This window comes from Streptomyces tauricus (assembly GCF_014650955.1).
GTDB classification, from domain to species: domain Bacteria; phylum Actinomycetota; class Actinomycetes; order Streptomycetales; family Streptomycetaceae; genus Streptomyces; species Streptomyces tauricus.
Genome location: NZ_BMVY01000053.1, coordinates 17,006 through 34,474, shown reverse-complemented (window position 1 = coordinate 34,474; position 17,469 = coordinate 17,006). Strand labels below are relative to the sequence as shown.

Genomic DNA, 17,469 nt, shown 5'->3' with positions numbered 1-17,469 from the left:
GGCGGGCGGCGCGCTGCCCGCGGCCGGAGCGGGGGCCCGGGGCGCGGCCCGCCGTCGTACCGCGCACCGGGATCCCCGGGCGGGTCGGGAACCGGCCGGTCACCGTGCATGTCTCGCCCATCGAGCTGCTGCGGGACATCGACGTCCTCGTCTCCTCCGAGAACGTCCACCTGGAGATGTCGAAGTCGTTCAGGCCCACCGTGTCCGGGGCGCTGCGCCGTTCGGCCGCGCTGGGCCGCGACGCGGACGGGCCGGTCACGGACGTCCTCGCCGACGAACTGGCCGCGTGGGTGCGGGCCCGTCCCGGTGTACTGCCCCTGCGGCCCGGCACGATCGTGCCCACGGGTGCGGGGCGCCTGGCCGAACGCGGGGTGCGTCGCGTCTACCACGCGGCCCTGGCGGTCCCCGACGGTCTCGCCTACCGCGTCGACCCCCAGCACATCGCCACCGCCGTCGCGGGCTGCTTCGCCCGGGGCCGCCGGGACCGCGCCGACGGGCTGCCGGGCCTGCGCTCGATCTGCTTCCCCCTGCTGGGCGCGGGGCGCGGCGGCCTGGACCGGCGCACCAGCGCGGAATGGCTGCGCTGGTCCATCGAGGACGCCCTGACGGCGGACCCCGACTGGTCGGTCCACATAGTGACCCGCTACCCGGAGACCGCCCACCTGTTCGAAGGGGGCGGTCCGCGCGACGGCTCTCCGGACGACGGTCGCCGGCGCGGCGGGCGTCCGTAGCGCGGGCGTCCCGGCTCTGCGCGTCCGTCGTGCCGTCATGGGCGCCAGCTCGGGTTCGTCAGGTGGATTCCCGTGGACGACAGGGATCGTTCGACCTGGCGCAGTTCGCCGCGGGCCGGTACGCCGTAGACGTTCGCGCCGGTTCCCGTGTCGTTCGGGCGCAGGCTGATGCGGGGGCCCGGCGGGTAGGTGCGGGCGAGGTGCGGGGCGTAACGGCGGATACCGAGGGGGGTGCGCGGTACGAGGCGCTGGTTGGCCGATCCCCGCCAGACCAGGTCCGTCGGCTCGGCGACCCGGAAGCGGCCCGTCACGACCGCGTCCGCCCCGTCCAGTGCCGCCCACACCTCTTCCGGCAGCCGGTCCGGTACCTCGTCCGGCTCGTGACCTGTGTAGACCAGGAAGTCGGGGACGTCGGGGACGTCCGGGAGGGGCGCGGGGGTTGCCTCGTTCTTCTCCGCCTCGTCCCGTCCGGCGCGCCCACCTGGCGGACGTGCTCGGCGGAGGCGGTCCGCGCCCCGCAGCAGCGCCGCCAGTGCGGCGGGCTGGGCCAGTGGCTCGCCGCCGCTGACCGTCAGGCCGGCCGCGCCCAGGGCCAGCGCCGCCTCCCACGACTTCAGCAGCTCCCCCACCGTGGTGGCCCGACCGCCGGCCGCGTCCCAGGTGTGCCGGGACATACAGCCGGGGCAGGCCAGCGCGCACCCCTGGAACCACACCCCCAGCCGCCGCCCCGGCCCGAGCGTCTCGACGGGGAAGCACCCGTCGGCGACCCGCACCGGCACGTCAGCCACATCGGTCACATCAGCCGCGTCGACCACTTCGGACCCGACTTTCCCTTCGGACACGCGTTTCACTTCAGTCATATGTCCCCCAGCCATATGCTCACCGCGCTCTTTCCGCCCACGCCCCATCGGCCCCCGAACTCCCGCCCCGATATTCGAAGGTCTATTCGGGGAAACTCCGGGCCGGCGGAAGAGAAGCCTATTCCGCGTCGCCGCGAAGTGGATCGGGTTCAGGAAACTATCCAGGAACTCTTCGGAAAACCCGGTGCGCTCCCGGTCGTTCGCCGGTCGATCTCCGGCTGATTTCCGGATGCGGTATTCAGTTGCCGCAAATCACTCCCTCTCAGGTTCGCTTTTCCCCTAGGCTTCGCAAATCCCGGACCAGGGGGTGGTCCGGGAATCCGACGAGGGGGACGAGGGGGATGCCATGAGCGAGGTGAGGTCCGTTCCGGCGGACTACGGCCGCAGCCGTCTCACGGTACGCACCCGCTGGCGGGCCACCCGCTGCGGACGCCGGGACAGCCACGCCGGCATCGGCGCCGGGCACTACGCCCAGGAGCTGGCGGGCGGACTGGCCACGGCATTGGGCGAACTGCGGTCCGGGTTCACCACCCGCCACGCGGCGCTCATCGACCGCGTACGGGAAGAGGCCGCGCGGATCGTGACGGAGTACGACCGCCGTGACGGGGACGCGCCCGCGGCACTCGCCCGTTTCGGTGGCTGGGTGTCGCAGTGGCGTACGGAGGTGGCGGCCTGCCAGCAGCGCGGCCTGGCCCTCACCGCCTGCGCGGAGCAGGAACTCGCCCACTACCGGGCCGCGTACGCGCGCGCCGCCCGCCAGGAGGAGCCGCCGGCCGCGCAGAGCCCGCGGGACGCGGTCCTCGACGGGTCCTGGACGGGAGGACCGGACTGGTCGCTGGACGACCCGTCGGTCCGCAGAGCGCTGCAGATTCTGGAACAGAGGCTCGGCCCGGCGGCCGCACAGGCCGGCCGGTGAGAACGGGGGACCCGATGACGACGACAAGAACGACGGCACCGACGACGACGGCGCCAACCGAACCCACACCCACCACCAAAAACACTCCGACCACGCGACGGCGGCCCCGCGCCGCCGGACGCACCGCGGCCCTGGCCACCGCCGCCCTTCTGCTGTCCGTGACGACGACGGCCTGCGACGGCGGCCCGTTCGACGGCCCGGAGCACCTCTCCGCCGACTGCGCCGTCGTCCTGGACGGCTCCGGCTCCGGCCTCGACAGCGACGCCGGCTTCCGCGCGAAGGAGAAGCTCCAGGCGACGCTGCCGACCTTCCTCGCCGACAAGAAGTGCAAGTACCTGTCCTACGCGCCCATCACCTCCGCCTCCGAGGCCTCCTCCTGCCAGGTGGCGCGGATCGACATCGACCCGGACGCCGACAAGCGGCCCGAGCGCGAAGGGCTGTGGAAGCAGACGCGGGTCCTCGCCGGGGCTGGCGCGGAGAAGATGCTGAAGTGCGCCCGGGACCGCCAGCCGGGCTCGGACGTCCTGGGCGGTCTCGCCCGCGCGGCCGACGTGCCGCGTGCCGACGGCACCTTCCATGTCCTGGTGATCAGCGACTTCGACCAGTCCGACCCCGACTTCAGGCTGTCCCGGTACGAGCTCGTCACCCAGCCCGAGCGGGACACCGCCGTGGAGGAGCTGGTCGACGGGCGCGGGCTGCCCGACCTGCCGGACACCACCGTCTACCGCGTCGGTTTCGCAATGCGCGGCGGTAAGACCAACCCCGAACGCGTCGAGCAGATGCAGCAGTTCTGGCAGCAGCTTCTGGAGAAGGAGGTGAAGGTCGATGTCGACGACGGATACGGCGCCTGAGGAGCCCCGCCGGCTCCGGGACGATCTGCGCGAGCGCCTCGGCCGCGGCCGGGGCCGCGCGCCCGGTCTGGGCCGTACGCGTCCCACCGCGCCGCGCGGCCAGGTCCCGCCGACCGACACCCGCGAGGCCAGGCGCCTGCTGGGCGAGGCCGAGGCGGCCGGCCGCCGGGCCGCCCGGGACGGCACCCTCAACCCGTACGTCCTCGGTTCGCTGCACCGGCTGCCCTACTTCGGCCGGCTCAGGGGGCTGCGCGACCATGCGCGCCACCGCGTCGTGGCCCACCATCACGGCCGCGAGGAGCAGGAACTGCACTCGTCGGCCGCGTTGTTCGCGGCCACCGAGGCCCGCACGAGCGAGGCCCGCCGCGCCAGGGAGGCGCAGCAGGAGGAGAGCCGTCGCCAGCAGGCCGCGGTCACGGCCCTCGACCGGGCGGCGACCCGCACGGTCGCCCGCCAGGACCGCCGTGACCGATTCCTGCCCTGGGCCGTGGACCGGTTCGGAGCGGGCCGCCCGAGCCGCGCGGACGGTACGCACGGTGCGCACGGCATGGACGGCACCGACCCGGGCGCCGGACCGTACGAGGGCCGCGACGACGGGGCCGCCGACTGGGACGACGACTCCGAGAAGCAGGGCGCGTGGGCCGCGTCCCACCCGGCCCACGCGCCCTGGGAGGGCCTGACGGAGACCGCGGCCATGACCCGCTGGCCCCGCCGGGTGCTGACCCTGCTGCTGATCCTGGTCGAACTCCCGGTCTACCTCACCCTGTTCCTGGCGATACACGACGGCACCCCGCAGGGCCGGGCCAGCGCCTATCTGCTGACCGCGGCGGTGGGCGTCGCCATGACGATCGGCCCCTTCCAGGCCGGCCGCCAGTGGCGCCGCCGGGGCGCCACGGCCTCCCTGCTGGTGGTCCTGCCGATCGCGGCGGCGCTGGCGTCCCTCTGGGCGGTGGCGGCCTGGTACCTGGGCGACATGCGGGCCCGCATCGTGTTCCGGGACACCGACACGGGAGCCATGGACGAGCTCGCCCGGCAGCTGAACGTCGATCTGCCGCCCGCGCCGACCCTGATGCAGGAGCTGGACCTGGACCCGCACACGGTCAGCGTCACCTTCATCGCCCTGCTCCTGCTGTCGGGCGGGATCGCCTTCCTGCTGGCCCTGTCCGAGGAGCACCCCTTCATCGCCGCCTACCGCCATCACGGGAAGCGGTTGAAGGCGGCCGAGACAGCCCTGGCGCGGGCGGAGGGAGAGGCCGCGGCGGCCCGCCACCGGGAGGAGTCCCTGGCCGCCCGGCGGACCGAGCGGGGCGCGGCCCTGGCCGCCGAACTGACCGCGGTGGACTCGGTGTTCGAGGCGGCGGCCCACGCCTACCTCGACGGCGTCCAGGCCGCCTCGCACGACCCGGCGGTCACCGAGGGCGCCATGCGCCTCTCGGCCCGCTACCCGCTCCTGCACGACGATCCGGTACGCCGATGAAGCCGACGCGGCCGACGAGGCCGGGCGACCGAAAGGGGCACAGGCCCGGGGAGGGATACAGGTACGCGCACGAGCACGCGCGCTCACCCGAGTACGAGTACGCGCACGGGTATGAACGCGGGCATGACCGCGGCGGCTCCGCCTTCAGGCCGTGCTTCAGGCCGTGTTCGACAGGCGGTCCAGCCACTCCGTGAGCAGCGCGCCCTCGGCCGGGGTGAGGGCCGGGGGCGGGGACTGGCGCAGGAGGGCGTTCAGGTGGGCGGCCGTGGAGGGGACGTGGGTCTCGGACGGCTCCCGTCCCTGCTCCGCGGCACCCGCTCCCGCCGTCGCCGTCGCCGTCGCCGTCACGTCCGGTGTGAACACCGTCGCGTGGACCGCGTCCCGGACCCGGCGGGACACCGACTCGTCCGTGAACGTCGCCGGGCGGGAGACCAGCATCAGGGCCACGCCGACGTTCGCCGACATGATCATCTGGGCCGCCAGCTCGGGCGCAAGGCACAACTTGCCCTGTGCGGCGGCCCGTTGCAGGTCCGAGGTGAGGATGCGATGGGCTTCCAGCGCCGCCGCCGGGGGCGTACGCATGGCGGGCGAGTGCATCAGGCGGAACAGGTTCGGGTTGGCCCGCGCGAACTCGACGTGGGTGGTCCAGCCGTCCCGCAGATCCTCGACCGGGTCCGTCCCGGGCGGCCGGTTCCGCTTGGTCGCGAGGTACTTGTCCCAGCCGTGGTCGACGACCGCCGACAGGAGGCCCTCCTTGTCGCCGAAGTGGCGGTAGAGGGCGGGGGCGCCGACACCGGCCCCCTCGCAGACGGCCCTGGTCGACACGTCCCCGTCGGGGGACTGGGCGACCAGGGCCGCCGCCACTTCGAGAATGCGCGCTTTCGTACTCACGGCCGTGACGCTATCCGAGCTCATACGGCGGTCTGCGGGGAGCCCGGGTGCCGCGGGGTGAGCAGGTCGTCCAGGCCGATGCGCGCGAGGAACTGTGCGCGGACGCGGTCCGCGACCCGGCTGACCTCCTCCGACCCGTCGTTCGAGGGGTCGACGTGGACGCGGAAGGGCCGCTTGCCGTGCGGGGTGCCGACGACCTCGACGATGGCGTCGGCCACCAGGGAGGCGGAGGTGCCGGCCGGTTCGAGGGCGGCGAGACGTCCGGCGACCTGGTCCATCAGGCCCGCGTACCGCTCCTCGTAGGCCGGGATCACGGTCTGCTCGGCGGGGTGGCCGCCCGTCGCGAAGTGTTCCGTGCCCGAGGTGAACGCGCCCGGCACCACGATGGTCGTCTCGATGCCGAACCGGGCCAGCTCACCGGCGTACGACACGGCGAGCGCGTCCATCGCGGCCTTCGCGGCGAAGTACGGGGCGAGGTAGGGCGGGGTGCCGCCCCTGGTCGAGGACGAGCCGACCCAGAGCACGAGCCCGTGCTCCTGGGCGCGCAGGTGCGGGAGTGCGGCCCGGTTGACGCGCTGGGTGCCGAGCACGTTGGTGTCGTACACCGCGGCCAGTTCCGCGGGGGTGAAGGCCTCGGCGGGGCCGGTGACCATGTGGCCTGCGTTGTGGACGACCACGTCCAGCGGGCCGGCCTCGGCCAGGACCGTGGCGACGGCGGCGTCCGCGGACTCCTGGGACAGGACGTCTAACTCGACCGTACGCAGGTCGACTTCGTGCTCCGCCGCGTACGCCCCGGCGTCGGCGACCCGGCTCGCGTTACGGCCGCGGGTGTCGCGCATCGCCGCGTAGACCGTGTGCCCGGCGTCGGCCAGTGCCCGCGCGGCGAGCGCGCCGAAACCGGAACCCGCCCCGGTGATGACGATCGTCTTGCCCTTGCCCATGACGGTGCCCATGACGGAACTCCTGAGGGAGATGAGGGAGGAGAGAGGGGAGGGAGAAGGGAGGGGGTTACGCGATGCCGCCGTTGGCGCGGACCACCTGGCCGTTGACCCAGCGGCCGGCCGGGCCGGCCAGGAAGGACACGACCCCGGCGATGTCATCGGGCGTGCCGAGGCGCTCCAGCGGCGGCTGGGCGGCCATCCGCGCGATGGTCTCGTCGTCCTTGCCGTCCAGGAACAGGGCGGTGGCGGTCGGTCCTGGGGCCACGGCGTTGACGGTGACGTCCCGGCCGCGCAGCTCGCGGGCGACGATCAGGGTCATGGCCTCGACGGCGCCCTTGGTGGCCGCGTATCCGGCGTAGCCGGGGAGGGCGAGCGCCAGCACGCTGGTGGAGAAGTTGAGGATCGCGCCGCCCTCGCGCAGCCGGCGCGCGGCCTGCTGGTCGACGGCGAAGGTGCCGCGGATGTTGGTGCGGTGCATCCGGTCCAGGGCGTCGAGGTCGATGTCGACGAGCGGGGCGAGGGTCATGACGCCGGCCGCGTGGACGACGACGTCGATCCCGCCGTACGTCGACTCGGCGGCGTCGAAGAGTGCCGCGACCTCGGTCTCGTCGGCCACGTCGGCCCGGAAGGCGAAGGCCCGGCCGCCCGCCTCGGTGATCGCGCCGACGGCCTTGTCGGCCTCGGTCTGGTTGCCCGCGAAGTTGATGACGACGGCGAATCCGTCGGCCGCCAGGCGCTCCGCGCTCGCACGGCCGATCCCCCGGGAGCCGCCGGTGACGATGGCGACGCGGGGGGAGGCGGTGGTCTCGGTGCTTGTGCCTGTCTGCTCGGTCATGACGATGCTCCTCGTCTCGGCGGGTAGCGCTGCTCGCTTCCCGACCAGAGCAACGCTAACACCATAACCGTATCGACGCTACCGGTGCCGTAACGCTTTTCGTAGCGTCGCTACGCATACACGTGAGTCCAGTCCACCCACCCGGTCTTGCGAAACGGAACATCGCTCCGTATCGTTACCGGAACAACGCTCCGCTTATTCGTGGGGCACCGGCAGGAGGAACACAGCCATGCAGTACCGCACTTTGGGCCGCACCGGTGTGCAGGTCAGCTCCCTCGCGCTCGGCGCGATGAACTTCGGCAGGATCGGGCGCACCACACAGGAGGAGGCCACCGCGCTCGTCGACGCCGCCCTCGATGCCGGGATCAACGTCATCGACACCGCCGACGCGTACAGCGCCGGGGAGTCCGAGGAACTGGTCGGCAAGGCCGTCGCCGGGCGCCGCGACGACATCGTGCTCGCCACGAAGGCGTATCTGCCGATGGGCGACGAGCGCAATCACCGCGGCAGCTCGCGGCGCTGGCTGGTCACCGCGCTGGAGGACAGCCTGCGCCGCCTCGGTGTCGATCACGTCGATCTCTACCAGGTCCACCGGTGGGACCCGGCCACCAGCGACGAGGAGACCCTGTCGGCCCTGACCGATCTGCGCAGCGCGGGGAAGATCCGCTACTTCGGCTCCTCGACCTTCCCTGCCCACCGCATCGTGCAGGCGCAGTGGGCCGCCCGCGAGCACCACCTGGGCCGTTACGTCACCGAGCAGCCCGGCTACTCGATCCTGCAGCGCGGGATCGAGACCCACGTCCTGCCCGTGACCGAGGAGTACGGGCTCGGGGTGCTGGCGTGGAGTCCGCTGGCGTCGGGCTGGCTGTCGGGGGCGATCCGCGAGGGCCGGGAGGTCACCACGAACCGGTCGGCGTTCATGCCGCAGCGCTTCGACACCGCCGTGCCCGCCAACCGGGCCAAGCTCGACGCCGTGGAGCGGCTGGCCCGGGTCGCCGACGAGGCCGGCCTGACGATGATCCAGCTCGCGCTCGGTTTCGTGACCGCGCATCCCGCGGTGACCAGCGCGCTCATCGGCCCCCGCACCCCGGACCACCTGCGCTCGCAGCTCGCCGCCGCGGACACCGTGCTCCCGGCCGACGTACTCGACGCCATCGACACGATCGTGCCCCCCGGCACCGACCTGGCCCCCTCCGAAAAGAACGACACCCCACCTTCCTTGCTCGACCCAGCCCTACGACGCCGCTGACGGAGGAGAGTTCCGGTGCCCGGGGACGGCTCTCGATCCGGTATGCCATGGCCGGGTCCTACCCGGCATATGATGGCCATATGACGGTGAACATGACGATGAGCCTGCCGGATGACGTGGCCGCCTACGTGAAGGCCAAGGGGAACGCCTCCGCGTACACCGCCCGGATACTGCGGCGCCAGATGCTCGCCGAGGAGCTGGAGAAGTCCGCACGGGTGCGGGCCGAGGCGGGGATAGTGGCCACCGCGGCGGAGCCCTCCGAGAGCGAGGACGCCACCCTGGAGCGCTGGGCGCGGGTGGCGGGGCGGTGAAGCGCGGGAACGTCTACCAACTTGCCTTCGCCGGCGGCCCCGCGCATGTCCTGGTGATCTCGTCCGACGCCCTCAACGCCCAGAACAAGACCGCGACCTGCGTGCTGATCTACCCGCAACAGGTTCGTGAGGCGACACTCGTCGACATTCCGGTCGGCGCGCCCTCGTCCGGCACGATCGTGCTCGGTGAGTTCCGCACTCTGTCCGTGTCCCGGTTCACCGAAGACCTGGGGCCGGTGGACGAACGTGTCATGGAGGCCGTCGAGATCGGACTCCGCGCGGTCTTCGATCTGTGACCCGGACCCGGGCCACCGCTCCTCGTCCATGAGCAGTTCGGTGTCCGGCAGGGTCGCGGCGGCGGGCCCTCGTTCAGCCCGGCCACACCAGTGACTGCAGTTCCGTGTACGCGTGCAGGGCGTAGGAGCCGACGTCTCTGCCCACGCCGCTCTGTTTGAAGCCGCCGAACGGGGCCTCCATGTTGCGGCCCACCGTGTTGATGCCGACGCCGCCGGAGCGGAGCCGGGCCGCGACGCGGAAGGCGCGGGCCACGTCGCCGGACCAGACGTAGTCGATCAGGCCGTACTCGCTGTCGTCGGCCAGGGCGACGGCCTCCTCCTCGTCGTCGAAGGGGACGACCACGACCACCGGTCCGAAGATCTCCTCGCGGACGACCCGCATGTCGGGCGTGCAGTCCGCCAGGAGGGTCGGGGCCACGTAGAAGCCCCGGTCCAGCGGCGGGCGTTCGCCGCCCGCGGCCACCCGCGCGCCCTCCTTGCGGCCCAGTTCGACGTACGACTCGACCCGGTCCCGGTGGGCCGCGGAGATCACCGGCCCGACGACCGTGGACGGGGAGCGAGGGTCGCCCACCGGCAACTGGCTCGCATATAGGGATAGTTGGGTGACCAGGCGGTCGTACACCGGCCGCTGCGCGAGCACGCGCGTCGGCGCCGTGCAGATCTGGCCGCTGTAGAACGAGAACGTGGTGCCGATGCCCCGGACCGCCGACTCCAGGTCCGCGTCCTCGAAGACGATCGCCGCGCCCTTCCCGCCCAGCTCCATCAACTGCCGCTTCATCCCGCGCCCGCACACCTCGGCGATCCGCCGGCCGACCGCCGTCGAGCCGGTGAAGCTCACCATGTCGACGTCGGGTGAGTCGACTGCCGCCTCCCCGACCTCGGCGCGTGCGCCGGAGACGACGTTCACCACCCCCGGTGGCACGCCCGCCGCCTCCAGCGCCTCGGCCATCCGGTACACGGAGAGCGGGTCCTGCTGGGCCGGTTTCACGACGACCGTGTTGCCCGTCGCGAGCGCCGGGGCGATCTTGCCCGCCGGGTTCGCCCAGGGGTTGTTGTACGAGGTGATGCAGGTGACCACACCCACCGGACGGCGTACGGCGAGCGCGCCCAGCACGGCCGCCCCGCCGAACGGGCCCGCCTCGTTGATCTGCGGCGGCAGCGGCTCCTCGACGGGCTCCACGCGCGCGTACCTCTTGAAACGGGCCGCCCCGACCCCCACCTGCATCCCGCGCGCGGTGGCGGTGGTGGCCCCCGTCTCCGCCTGCGCCAGCTCCGCGTACGGGACGAGATTGCGCCTGATCTCCTCGGCCGCCCGGTGCAGGATCGCCGCCCGCTCCTCCGGTGTCGTGCGCGACCACGTCCGGAAGGCCTCGCGGGCCGCGCCTGCCGCCGCGTGCACCTGATCCCGCGAGGCCTCCGGCGCCCACCCGACGACGTCCTCGGTCGCCGGGTCGATCACCTCGTGGTGGCCGCCGTCCGGCTCCACCCACGAGCCGCCGATCAACAGCCGCTGCCCGCCACCTGACTGACGCGACGTCACCTGGTGCTCACCGTGCGCGTGTCGCGGCCCGAGCGGAGCACCTTGCCGGGTACGGCCCCGGTCACCACGTCGTCGCGTATCGACTCGACGCCGTTGACCCACACGGCCGTGACACCGATCGCCTTGGAGTCGAGACGCGGGCTGTCTCCCGGCAGGTCGTGCACCAGGGTGGCCTTGCCGGCGTCGATCCGTTCCGGGTCGAAGAGCACGAGGTCCGCATGGAAACCCTCCGCGATCCGTCCGCGCCCACGGAGCCCGAAGAGCTGTGCCGGATCGTCCGTGAGCATCTTCACCGCCTGCTCCAGCGTGACGAGCCGGCGGCCCCGCAGGCAATCCCCCAGGAAACGGGTCGTGTACGGCGCCCCGCACATCCGGTCCAGATGGGCGCCCGCGTCCGAGCCGCCGAGCAGCACGTCCTCGTGCTGCCACGTCTCCTGGCGCAGGGTCCAGGAGTCGGGGTCGTTGTCGGTCGGCATGGGCCAAAGGACCGTACGCATCAGGTCGTTGGCGCAGATCTCGACGATGCACTCGAAGGGTTCCTGGTCGCGCTCGGCCGCGATGTCCCGTACGACGCGGCCGGTGAGGCCCTCGTTCTCCGCGCTGTACGTGTCCCCGATGACGTACCGCCCGAAGTCCGCGAGGCGCCGGAAGACGCCCGCCTCCTTGGAGTCGGCCCGCCGCAGCATCTCGGCGCGGACGGCGGGGTCCCGCAGCTTCTCGATCCGCCGGGGCACGGGGAGGCCCAGGACCTCTCCCCAGCCGGGAATGAGGTTGAGGGCGCAGAAGGTGCCCAGTGACATGTTCATCGGCGTGAGGATCGGCATCGTCAGCGCCACGATCCGCCCACCGGCCTTACGGGCCCGCTCGCTCGCCGCCAGCTGCCGTGGCACGCGTTCGGGGACGGCCGCGTCGATCGTCAGGACGTTCCAGTTCAGGGGCCGCCCGGCCGCCGCGCTCATCTCCACGAACAGATCGATCTCGTCGTCGCTGAACTGGTCGAGGCAGCCCGCCACGATCGCCTCGATCTGCGTCCCCTCGCGCTCCCCCACCGCCCGCGACAGCTCCAGCAGCTCGGCGGGCCCGGCGTGCCGGGAGGCGACCGGCTTCCCGTCACCGTCGGAGTGGGTGGACGACTGGGTGGTGGAGAGCCCCCAGGCCCCGGCCTCCATCGCCTCGTCGAGCAGCGCGACCATCGCCGCCAGCTGCTCCCGCGTGGGCTGCCCGCCCACCGCGTCCGCGCCCATCACATACCGCCGCAGCGCGCAATGCCCCACCATGAAGCCCGCGTTGACCGCGATGCGGCCCTCCAGGGCGTCGAGGTACTCCCCGAAGGAGTGCCAGCTCCACGGCGCGCCCTCCTCGAGGGCGACCAGCGACATCCCCTCGACCTTGGACATCATCCGCCGTGTGTAGTCGGCGTCCTCGGGCCGCGCGGGGTTCAGGGGCGCGAGCGTGAACCCGCAGTTCCCGCCCGCCACGGTCGTCACCCCGTGGTTGAGCGAGGGCGTGGCGTACGGATCCCAGAAGAGCTGCGCGTCGTAGTGGGTGTGGGGGTCGACGAACCCGGGCGCGAGGACGAGCCCACTGGCGTCCTCACTGGTCCGGGCCTCCTCGGTCACCGCCCCGACGGCGGCGATCCGCCCGTCCCGTATCCCCACGTCACCGACAAAGGCGGGCCCACCCGACCCATCGACGACGGTCACGCCTTTGATCAGATGGTCAAGCACGACAAAACCCTTCTCTCCCTTGCACCTTCTGGCTTACGGCGGGGCCCACCCACCCAGGGGCGCGGGGCTGCGGCATTTGCGGCTCCGCCGCGCGGGCGCAGCCGGCCACAACGCCGCCGCACCCTCCGACGAACCTCAGACCGCCCCGCGGAACCGCGTGGTCCGATGCACGGGATCCGTGTCGATCTTCGGAATCACGTGCTCCCCGATCAGCCGGATCGTCTGCAGCGTCTCCTCCTTCGGCACCCCGACGGGCAGCCCGAACGACAACTGATCGGCCCCGGCCTGCTCCCACCGCTTGCACTGCGTGAGCACCTCGTCCGGGTCCCCGCAGATCAGCAGTTCCTCCGCGATGAGCAGTTCGATGAACTCCTCGTTGTACTCGGGCAGCGTCTCCGGCCAGACGGGGAACCCCTCGGGCCGCGGGAACGTGTCGTGGTACCGGAACACGAGCGAGGGCAGATAGTGCAGGCTGCCGCTCACGGCGACCCGTACCGCCTCCTCGTGCGTGGGCGCGCAGACCGCCGTCGTCGTCACCATCACGTTGTCGTTGACGAAGTCCCCGACCGGCTCCGCGTCGACGACGGCCGTCTTGTACTGCTCCAGGACCCACTCCATGTCGGAGACCTTCTGCACGCTGAACCCGAGCACCCCTAGCCCCTTGCGGGCGGCCATGGCGTACGAGGGCGGCGACCCGGCGGCGTACCACATGGCGGGGTGCGACTTCCCGTACGGCTTCGGCAGGACCTTGCGGGGCGGGAGCTGCCAGTGCTTGCCCTGGAAGCCGACGTACTCGTCCTGGAGCCACATCTTGGGGAACTCGGCGATGGTCTCTTCCCAGATCTCCTTGGTGTAATTCATGTCGGTGATGCCGGGGAGGAAGCCGAGGATCTCGTGCGAGCCGGCTCCGCGTCCGCTGCCGAACTCGAAGCGTCCCTCGGTGAGATGGTCGAGCATGGCGACCTTCTCGGCGACCTTCACGGGGTGGTTGACCTGGGCGAGCGGGTTGAAGATGCCCGATCCCAGATGGACGCGCTCGGTGGCGTGCGCCAGATAGCCGAGGTAGACGTCGTTGGCGGAGAGGTGCGAGTACTCCTCCAGGAAGTGGTGCTCCGACGCCCAGGCGTACTTGAAGCCGGACCTGTCGGCCTGGATGACGTACTCGGTCTCCTCCATCAGCGCCTTGTGCTCCGCGAGCGGATCGGTCTCGGCCCGCTTGCCCACGTATCCCTGTACAAAGAGCCCGAATTCCAAGGAGGTTCACCGTCCCCTGTGTCCGTCATCCGTCCGGCGCCCCCGCCGAACCTGACGCATCGTCAGATTAACCTGCCGCCGACTGTGGCACCGAGGCCGTGAGGCGTCAATAGTTGACGGCCCGTCACATGACGCTCACTCCCGCCAGCCATCCCCCGTCGATCACGAAGGGCTGGCCGGTGATGTAGGAGGAGTCCTCGCAGGACAGGAAGAGCGCGAGACGGGCCACCTCCTCGGCCCGGCCGATCCGGCCGAGCGGCACGAGCTTGCGGTACAGCCTGGCGACGGACGCCGAGGCCGCTTCCGCGGCGGCCTCGGCGTCCGTCGTCGCCGGGTCGAGCAGCGCGGGATTGCTCATGGCGGTGTCGATCGCGCCGGGGCAGACGGCGTTGACACGGATCCCCTTGGGTGCCAGTTCCAGCGCGGCCACCCGGGTGAGGCCGACGATGGCGTGCTTGCTCGCGCTGTACGCGCCGACGTACGCCATGCCGGTGAGTCCGGTGTACGAGGCGGTGTTGACGACGGTCCCGCCGCCGGCCGCCTCGATCTCGGGGGCCAGGGCCTTGATACCGAGGAAGACGCCGACCTGGTTGACCCGCACGATCTGCATGAACTCGTCGAGGGGGGTGTCGACGAGGGCGTTGAAACGCAGGATGCCGGCGTTGTTGACGAGCCCGTCGACCTTCCCGTACGCCTGCTTCGCCACCGCCACCGCGGCGGCCCAGTCGTCCTCGCGGCTCACGTCCAGGTGTACGTACCTGGCGCGGGCCCCCAGCTCCTTGGCCAGGGTCTCCCCCTGCTCGTCGAGCACATCGGCGACGACGACAGCGGCCCCCTCGGCGACAAAGAGCCGAGCCTCCTGCTCCCCCTGCCCCCGAGCCGCCCCGGTGACGAGAACGACCCGCCCGTCCAACTTGCCCATAAACCCTCCCAGACCGATGGGCGCCCCGTCAGGGGCGCGGGGAACGGCGCGCCCGGCCACGACGCACCCGCGCTGAAGAACGATCGCCAACCCCGCCCCACCAAGGGGCGCGGGGAACGGCGCAACCACCCCCTACGCACCCGCGGCCGGTAACGAACGGGGCCCCCCCCCACCAAGGGGCGCGAGGAACTGCGCAACCACCCCCTACGCACCCGCGGCCACAACCGCAGGCGCGCCCCCTACCCGAGGAGTGGGGCCACCCCGACCCCGAACGCCGCCATCTGATCCGTCAGCTCACTGCGCCCCCGCGACCGGAACCGCACCTGGATCTGATGCACCCCCATCGCCCGGTACGCCCGCAGCGACTCGGCGATCTCCTCGGCGGAGCCGGTGACCGTCCGCCGCCCCACGGCCCACGACGCCCGCCCCACGTACAGCGGCTCGGTGATCGCGCCGACGACGAGCGGCGCGGCAACCCCCGCGGCCTCCCGCACCCGCCTGAGCAGAGCGATCTGCTCGGGCAACCGCTCCCGCGGATCCCCCTGCGGCAGCCACCCGTCCCCCCGGACCGCGGCCCGCCGCACGGCGGCGGGCGAGGACCCGCCGACCCACACGGGCACGCGTTCCTGCGCGGGCCGTGGCCGCTGGCCGAGCCCTTCGAAGTCGTACAGCTTCCCGTGGTGGGACGGGAACTCCTCGGGCCCCAGCGCGGCCCGCAGCGCGTCGATGCACTCGTCGAGCACCGCCCCGCGCCGCTCGAAGTCCGCCCCCAGCGCCTCGAACTCCTCCTGTACGTGCCCGGCGCCGACCCCGAGGATCAGCCGCCCGCCGCTGAGGTGGTCGAGGGTGGCGTACTGCTTGGCGGTGGCGAGGGGGTGCCGCAGTCCGACCACGGCGACGTGGCTGAGCAGCCGTACGCGTTCGGTGACCCCGGCCAGGAAGGCGAGGGTGGCGACGGGGTCGTACCAGACCGTGCTCATCGCGGCGGCGAGGCGTCGCGGGATGGCGACGTGGTCGCAGCTCGCGAGGTACGCGAAGCCGGAGGCGTCGGCGGCCCGGGCGATCGCCACGAGATCGTCCGGGCCGGCGTCGGCCTCCCACGCCTCGGCGTAGAGGGTGCTCTGCGACTGGACGGGGAGCTGCATCCCGTACGTGAGGGACCCGGCCTCGAACCCGGCGTCGGACCCGGCTTCGGAGGCCGTGGTTCCGGGGGGCGCGCTCACCGGGCACCGCCGGGGCCTGCCCACAGGCCGTCCTCCGTGAGCCCCAGCAGGTCGATCGCGTTGCGGCGGACGATCCGGTCGACGGTGTCCGCGTCCAGGTGGCCCATCTGGGCCTCGCCGACCTGCCGCGACTCGGGCCAGGTGGAGTCGGAGTGCGGGTAGTCGGTCTCGTACAGGACGTTCCCGACGCCGATCGCGTCGAGGTTCCGCAGCCCGAAGGCGTCGTCGAAGAAGCAGCCGTGGACGTGTTCGGTGAAGAGTTCGGAGGGCGGGCGGTGGACCTTGTCCGCGACGCCGCCCCAGCCGCGGTTCTCCTCCCACACGACGTCGGCGCGTTCGAGGATGTAGGGGATCCAGCCGATCTGGCCCTCCGCGTACATGACCTTCAGATTCGGGAAGCGCTCGAACTTGCCGCTCATCAGCCAGTCGACCATCGAGAAGCAGCAGTTGGCGAAGGTGATGGTGGAGCCGACGGCGGGCGGCGCGTCGGCGGAGGTGGAGGGCATCCGGCTGCTCGACCCGATGTGCATGGCGACGACCGTGCCGGTCTCGTCGCAGGCGGCGAGGAACGGATCCCATTCGTCCGTATGAACGGAGGGCAGTCCGAGGTGCGGAGGTATCTCGGAGAAGGCGACGGCCCGCACTCCGCGGGAGGCGTTGCGCCGCACCTCCTGGGCAGCCAGCTCCGGGTCCCACAGAGGGATGAGCGTGAGCGGTATCAGCCGGCCCCGCGCCTCGGGACCGCACCACTCCTCGACCATCCAGTCGTTGTAGGCCCGCACCGAGAGCAGCCCCAGTTCGCGGTCCGCTGCCTCGGTGAACGTCTGGCCGCAGAAACGGGGGAAGGTCGGGAAGCAGAGGGCGGACTGCACGTGGTTGACGTCCATGTCCGCGAGGCGCCGCGGGACGTCGAACGAGCCGGGGCGCATCTGCTCGTACGTGATGATCTCCAGCTTGATCTCGTCCCTGTCGTAGCCGACGGCGGTGTCGAGCCGGGTGAGCGGGCGGTGCAGGTCCTCGTAGACCCACCAGTCGCCGATCGGCCCGTCGTCGCCGGGCTCGCCCATGACGGGAGCGAACTTCCCGCCCAGGAAGGTCATTTCCTTCAGCGGGGCCCGTACGACGCGCGGCCCCCTGTCCTGGTACTTCGACGGGAGCCGGTCCCGCCAGACGTTGGGGGGCTCCACCGTGTGGTCGTCCACCGAGATGATCTTCGGGAAGGTCTCCATGCGTTGTACGGTAGCGCCGATCTGACGGGCCGTCAGCTAGTGGGAGGCGATCTCCGGAATGCGGGGAACGGGCCGCACGGTTGCGAGGAGGGGGTGTGGGCCCTGTGAGGGCTTGCGTGAATCTGGCATGGCGGCCTGTGATCGGTGTCTCCCACGGCTGACGCATCCGCCATGAACAAGGCAAACTGGCCTGGTTGTCATGACGGTTCGGCAGGG

General features: G+C 72.0%; 17 protein-coding genes. 7 read left to right on the top strand and 10 right to left on the bottom strand.

Annotated features, from left to right (window positions below):
- On the top strand, nucleotides 1–731 hold a 731-nt coding region (locus IE278_RS39385), incomplete at its 5' end, for a macro domain-containing protein (RefSeq protein ID WP_373312222.1).
- A gap of 35 nt (nucleotides 732–766) precedes the next feature.
- On the opposite strand, the gene IE278_RS39380 is transcribed toward IE278_RS39385, so the two are convergent.
- Complete coding sequence (locus tag IE278_RS39380; protein ID WP_246571529.1) at nucleotides 767–1,573, bottom strand: 4Fe-4S cluster-binding domain-containing protein; 807 nt, start codon at nucleotides 1,571–1,573, stop codon at nucleotides 767–769.
- Between the two features lie 364 nt (nucleotides 1,574–1,937).
- Here IE278_RS39380 and IE278_RS39375 point away from each other — a divergent pair, with 364 nt between their 5' ends.
- From IE278_RS39375 to IE278_RS39365, 3 genes are read left to right on the top strand one after another with little or no spacing between them, the layout of a single operon-like run.
- Nucleotides 1,938–2,507 (top strand): hypothetical protein, encoded by a 570-nt coding sequence (locus tag IE278_RS39375; protein ID WP_189779822.1) that lies wholly within the window; start codon nucleotides 1,938–1,940, stop codon nucleotides 2,505–2,507.
- A 14-nt stretch (nucleotides 2,508–2,521) separates the two neighbouring features.
- Entirely contained in the window at nucleotides 2,522–3,358 is an 837-nt protein-coding gene (locus IE278_RS39370) for a hypothetical protein (RefSeq protein WP_189779821.1), read from the top strand.
- Nucleotides 3,333–4,835 carry a hypothetical protein gene (locus IE278_RS39365; RefSeq protein ID WP_189779820.1) on the top strand — a complete coding sequence of 501 codons (1,503 nt, stop codon included), beginning with the start codon at nucleotides 3,333–3,335 and terminating at the stop codon, nucleotides 4,833–4,835. Before IE278_RS39370 ends, IE278_RS39365 begins: the two co-directional genes overlap by 26 nt.
- A gap of 156 nt (nucleotides 4,836–4,991) precedes the next feature.
- Here the strand turns inward: IE278_RS39365 and IE278_RS39360 are convergent, their stop codons facing one another.
- The 3 genes from IE278_RS39360 to IE278_RS39350 are packed head-to-tail and all read right to left on the bottom strand — an operon-like array spanning nucleotide 4,992 to nucleotide 7,502.
- Entirely contained in the window at nucleotides 4,992–5,750 is a 759-nt protein-coding gene (locus IE278_RS39360; protein WP_189779819.1) for a TetR/AcrR family transcriptional regulator, read from the bottom strand.
- Nucleotides 5,747–6,679 carry an SDR family NAD(P)-dependent oxidoreductase gene (locus IE278_RS39355; RefSeq protein ID WP_246571526.1) on the bottom strand — a complete coding sequence of 311 codons (933 nt, stop codon included), beginning with the start codon at nucleotides 6,677–6,679 and terminating at the stop codon, nucleotides 5,747–5,749. The genes IE278_RS39360 and IE278_RS39355 overlap by 4 nt, the downstream gene beginning before the upstream one ends.
- A gap of 55 nt (nucleotides 6,680–6,734) precedes the next feature.
- Nucleotides 6,735–7,502: an SDR family oxidoreductase gene (locus tag IE278_RS39350; RefSeq protein WP_189779818.1), complete on the bottom strand. Its 768-nt coding sequence runs from the start codon at nucleotides 7,500–7,502 to the stop codon at nucleotides 6,735–6,737.
- A 229-nt stretch (nucleotides 7,503–7,731) separates the two neighbouring features.
- On the opposite strand from IE278_RS39350, the gene IE278_RS39345 reads away from it, so the two are divergent.
- The 3 genes from IE278_RS39345 (at nucleotide 7,732) to IE278_RS39335 (ending at nucleotide 9,358) form a co-directional block, all read left to right on the top strand.
- A complete protein-coding gene (locus tag IE278_RS39345; RefSeq protein WP_189779817.1) occupies nucleotides 7,732–8,751 on the top strand; it encodes an aldo/keto reductase in 1,020 nt (339 codons plus the stop codon).
- A gap of 80 nt (nucleotides 8,752–8,831) precedes the next feature.
- Nucleotides 8,832–9,062 (top strand): hypothetical protein, encoded by a 231-nt coding sequence (locus tag IE278_RS39340; protein ID WP_189779816.1) that lies wholly within the window; start codon nucleotides 8,832–8,834, stop codon nucleotides 9,060–9,062.
- Nucleotides 9,059–9,358: a type II toxin-antitoxin system PemK/MazF family toxin gene (locus tag IE278_RS39335; RefSeq protein WP_189779815.1), complete on the top strand. Its 300-nt coding sequence runs from the start codon at nucleotides 9,059–9,061 to the stop codon at nucleotides 9,356–9,358. Before IE278_RS39340 ends, IE278_RS39335 begins: the two co-directional genes overlap by 4 nt.
- A gap of 73 nt (nucleotides 9,359–9,431) precedes the next feature.
- On the opposite strand, the gene IE278_RS39330 is transcribed toward IE278_RS39335, so the two are convergent.
- The 6 genes from IE278_RS39330 to IE278_RS39305 all read right to left on the bottom strand — a co-directional run bounded on the left by IE278_RS39330 (nucleotide 9,432) and on the right by IE278_RS39305 (nucleotide 17,253).
- Nucleotides 9,432–10,898, bottom strand: coding sequence for an aldehyde dehydrogenase family protein (locus tag IE278_RS39330; protein WP_189779814.1), 1,467 nt, complete (start codon nucleotides 10,896–10,898; stop codon nucleotides 9,432–9,434).
- Nucleotides 10,895–12,625 (bottom strand): N-acyl-D-amino-acid deacylase family protein, encoded by a 1,731-nt coding sequence (locus tag IE278_RS39325; protein WP_189779813.1) that lies wholly within the window; start codon nucleotides 12,623–12,625, stop codon nucleotides 10,895–10,897. The genes IE278_RS39330 and IE278_RS39325 overlap by 4 nt, the downstream gene beginning before the upstream one ends.
- A gap of 135 nt (nucleotides 12,626–12,760) precedes the next feature.
- A complete protein-coding gene (locus IE278_RS39320; protein ID WP_189779812.1) occupies nucleotides 12,761–13,879 on the bottom strand; it encodes an LLM class flavin-dependent oxidoreductase in 1,119 nt (372 codons plus the stop codon).
- 124 nt (nucleotides 13,880–14,003) lie between these two features.
- The gene (locus tag IE278_RS39315) at nucleotides 14,004–14,801 is read right to left on the bottom strand and encodes an SDR family NAD(P)-dependent oxidoreductase (protein ID WP_189779811.1); all 798 of its coding nucleotides are present in this window, start codon (nucleotides 14,799–14,801) and stop codon (nucleotides 14,004–14,006) included.
- 239 nt (nucleotides 14,802–15,040) lie between these two features.
- Nucleotides 15,041–15,946, bottom strand: coding sequence for an LLM class F420-dependent oxidoreductase (locus IE278_RS39310; protein ID WP_189779826.1), 906 nt, complete (start codon nucleotides 15,944–15,946; stop codon nucleotides 15,041–15,043).
- A gap of 74 nt (nucleotides 15,947–16,020) precedes the next feature.
- Entirely contained in the window at nucleotides 16,021–17,253 is a 1,233-nt protein-coding gene (locus IE278_RS39305; RefSeq protein ID WP_189779810.1) for an amidohydrolase family protein, read from the bottom strand.
- Nucleotides 17,254–17,469: the final 216 nt, after the last annotated feature.

Excerpts from the sequence above, each read along its gene's own strand:
- IE278_RS39375 (WP_189779822.1), top strand. The coding sequence starts at position 1,938 with ATGAGCGAGGTGAGGTCCGTTCCGGCGGACTACGGCCGCAGCCGTCTC.
- IE278_RS39370 (WP_189779821.1), top strand. The coding sequence starts at position 2,522 with ATGACGACGACAAGAACGACGGCACCGACGACGACGGCGCCAACCGAA.
- IE278_RS39365 (WP_189779820.1), top strand. The coding sequence starts at position 3,333 with ATGTCGACGACGGATACGGCGCCTGAGGAGCCCCGCCGGCTCCGGGAC.
- IE278_RS39360 (WP_189779819.1), bottom strand. The coding sequence starts at position 5,750 with ATGAGCTCGGATAGCGTCACGGCCGTGAGTACGAAAGCGCGCATTCTC.
- IE278_RS39355 (WP_246571526.1), bottom strand. The coding sequence starts at position 6,679 with ATGGGCACCGTCATGGGCAAGGGCAAGACGATCGTCATCACCGGGGCG.
- IE278_RS39350 (WP_189779818.1), bottom strand. The coding sequence starts at position 7,502 with ATGACCGAGCAGACAGGCACAAGCACCGAGACCACCGCCTCCCCCCGC.
- IE278_RS39345 (WP_189779817.1), top strand. The coding sequence starts at position 7,732 with ATGCAGTACCGCACTTTGGGCCGCACCGGTGTGCAGGTCAGCTCCCTC.
- IE278_RS39340 (WP_189779816.1), top strand. The coding sequence starts at position 8,832 with ATGACGGTGAACATGACGATGAGCCTGCCGGATGACGTGGCCGCCTAC.
- IE278_RS39315 (WP_189779811.1), bottom strand. The coding sequence starts at position 14,801 with ATGGGCAAGTTGGACGGGCGGGTCGTTCTCGTCACCGGGGCGGCTCGG.
- IE278_RS39310 (WP_189779826.1), bottom strand. The coding sequence starts at position 15,946 with ATGCAGCTCCCCGTCCAGTCGCAGAGCACCCTCTACGCCGAGGCGTGG.
- IE278_RS39305 (WP_189779810.1), bottom strand. The coding sequence starts at position 17,253 with ATGGAGACCTTCCCGAAGATCATCTCGGTGGACGACCACACGGTGGAG.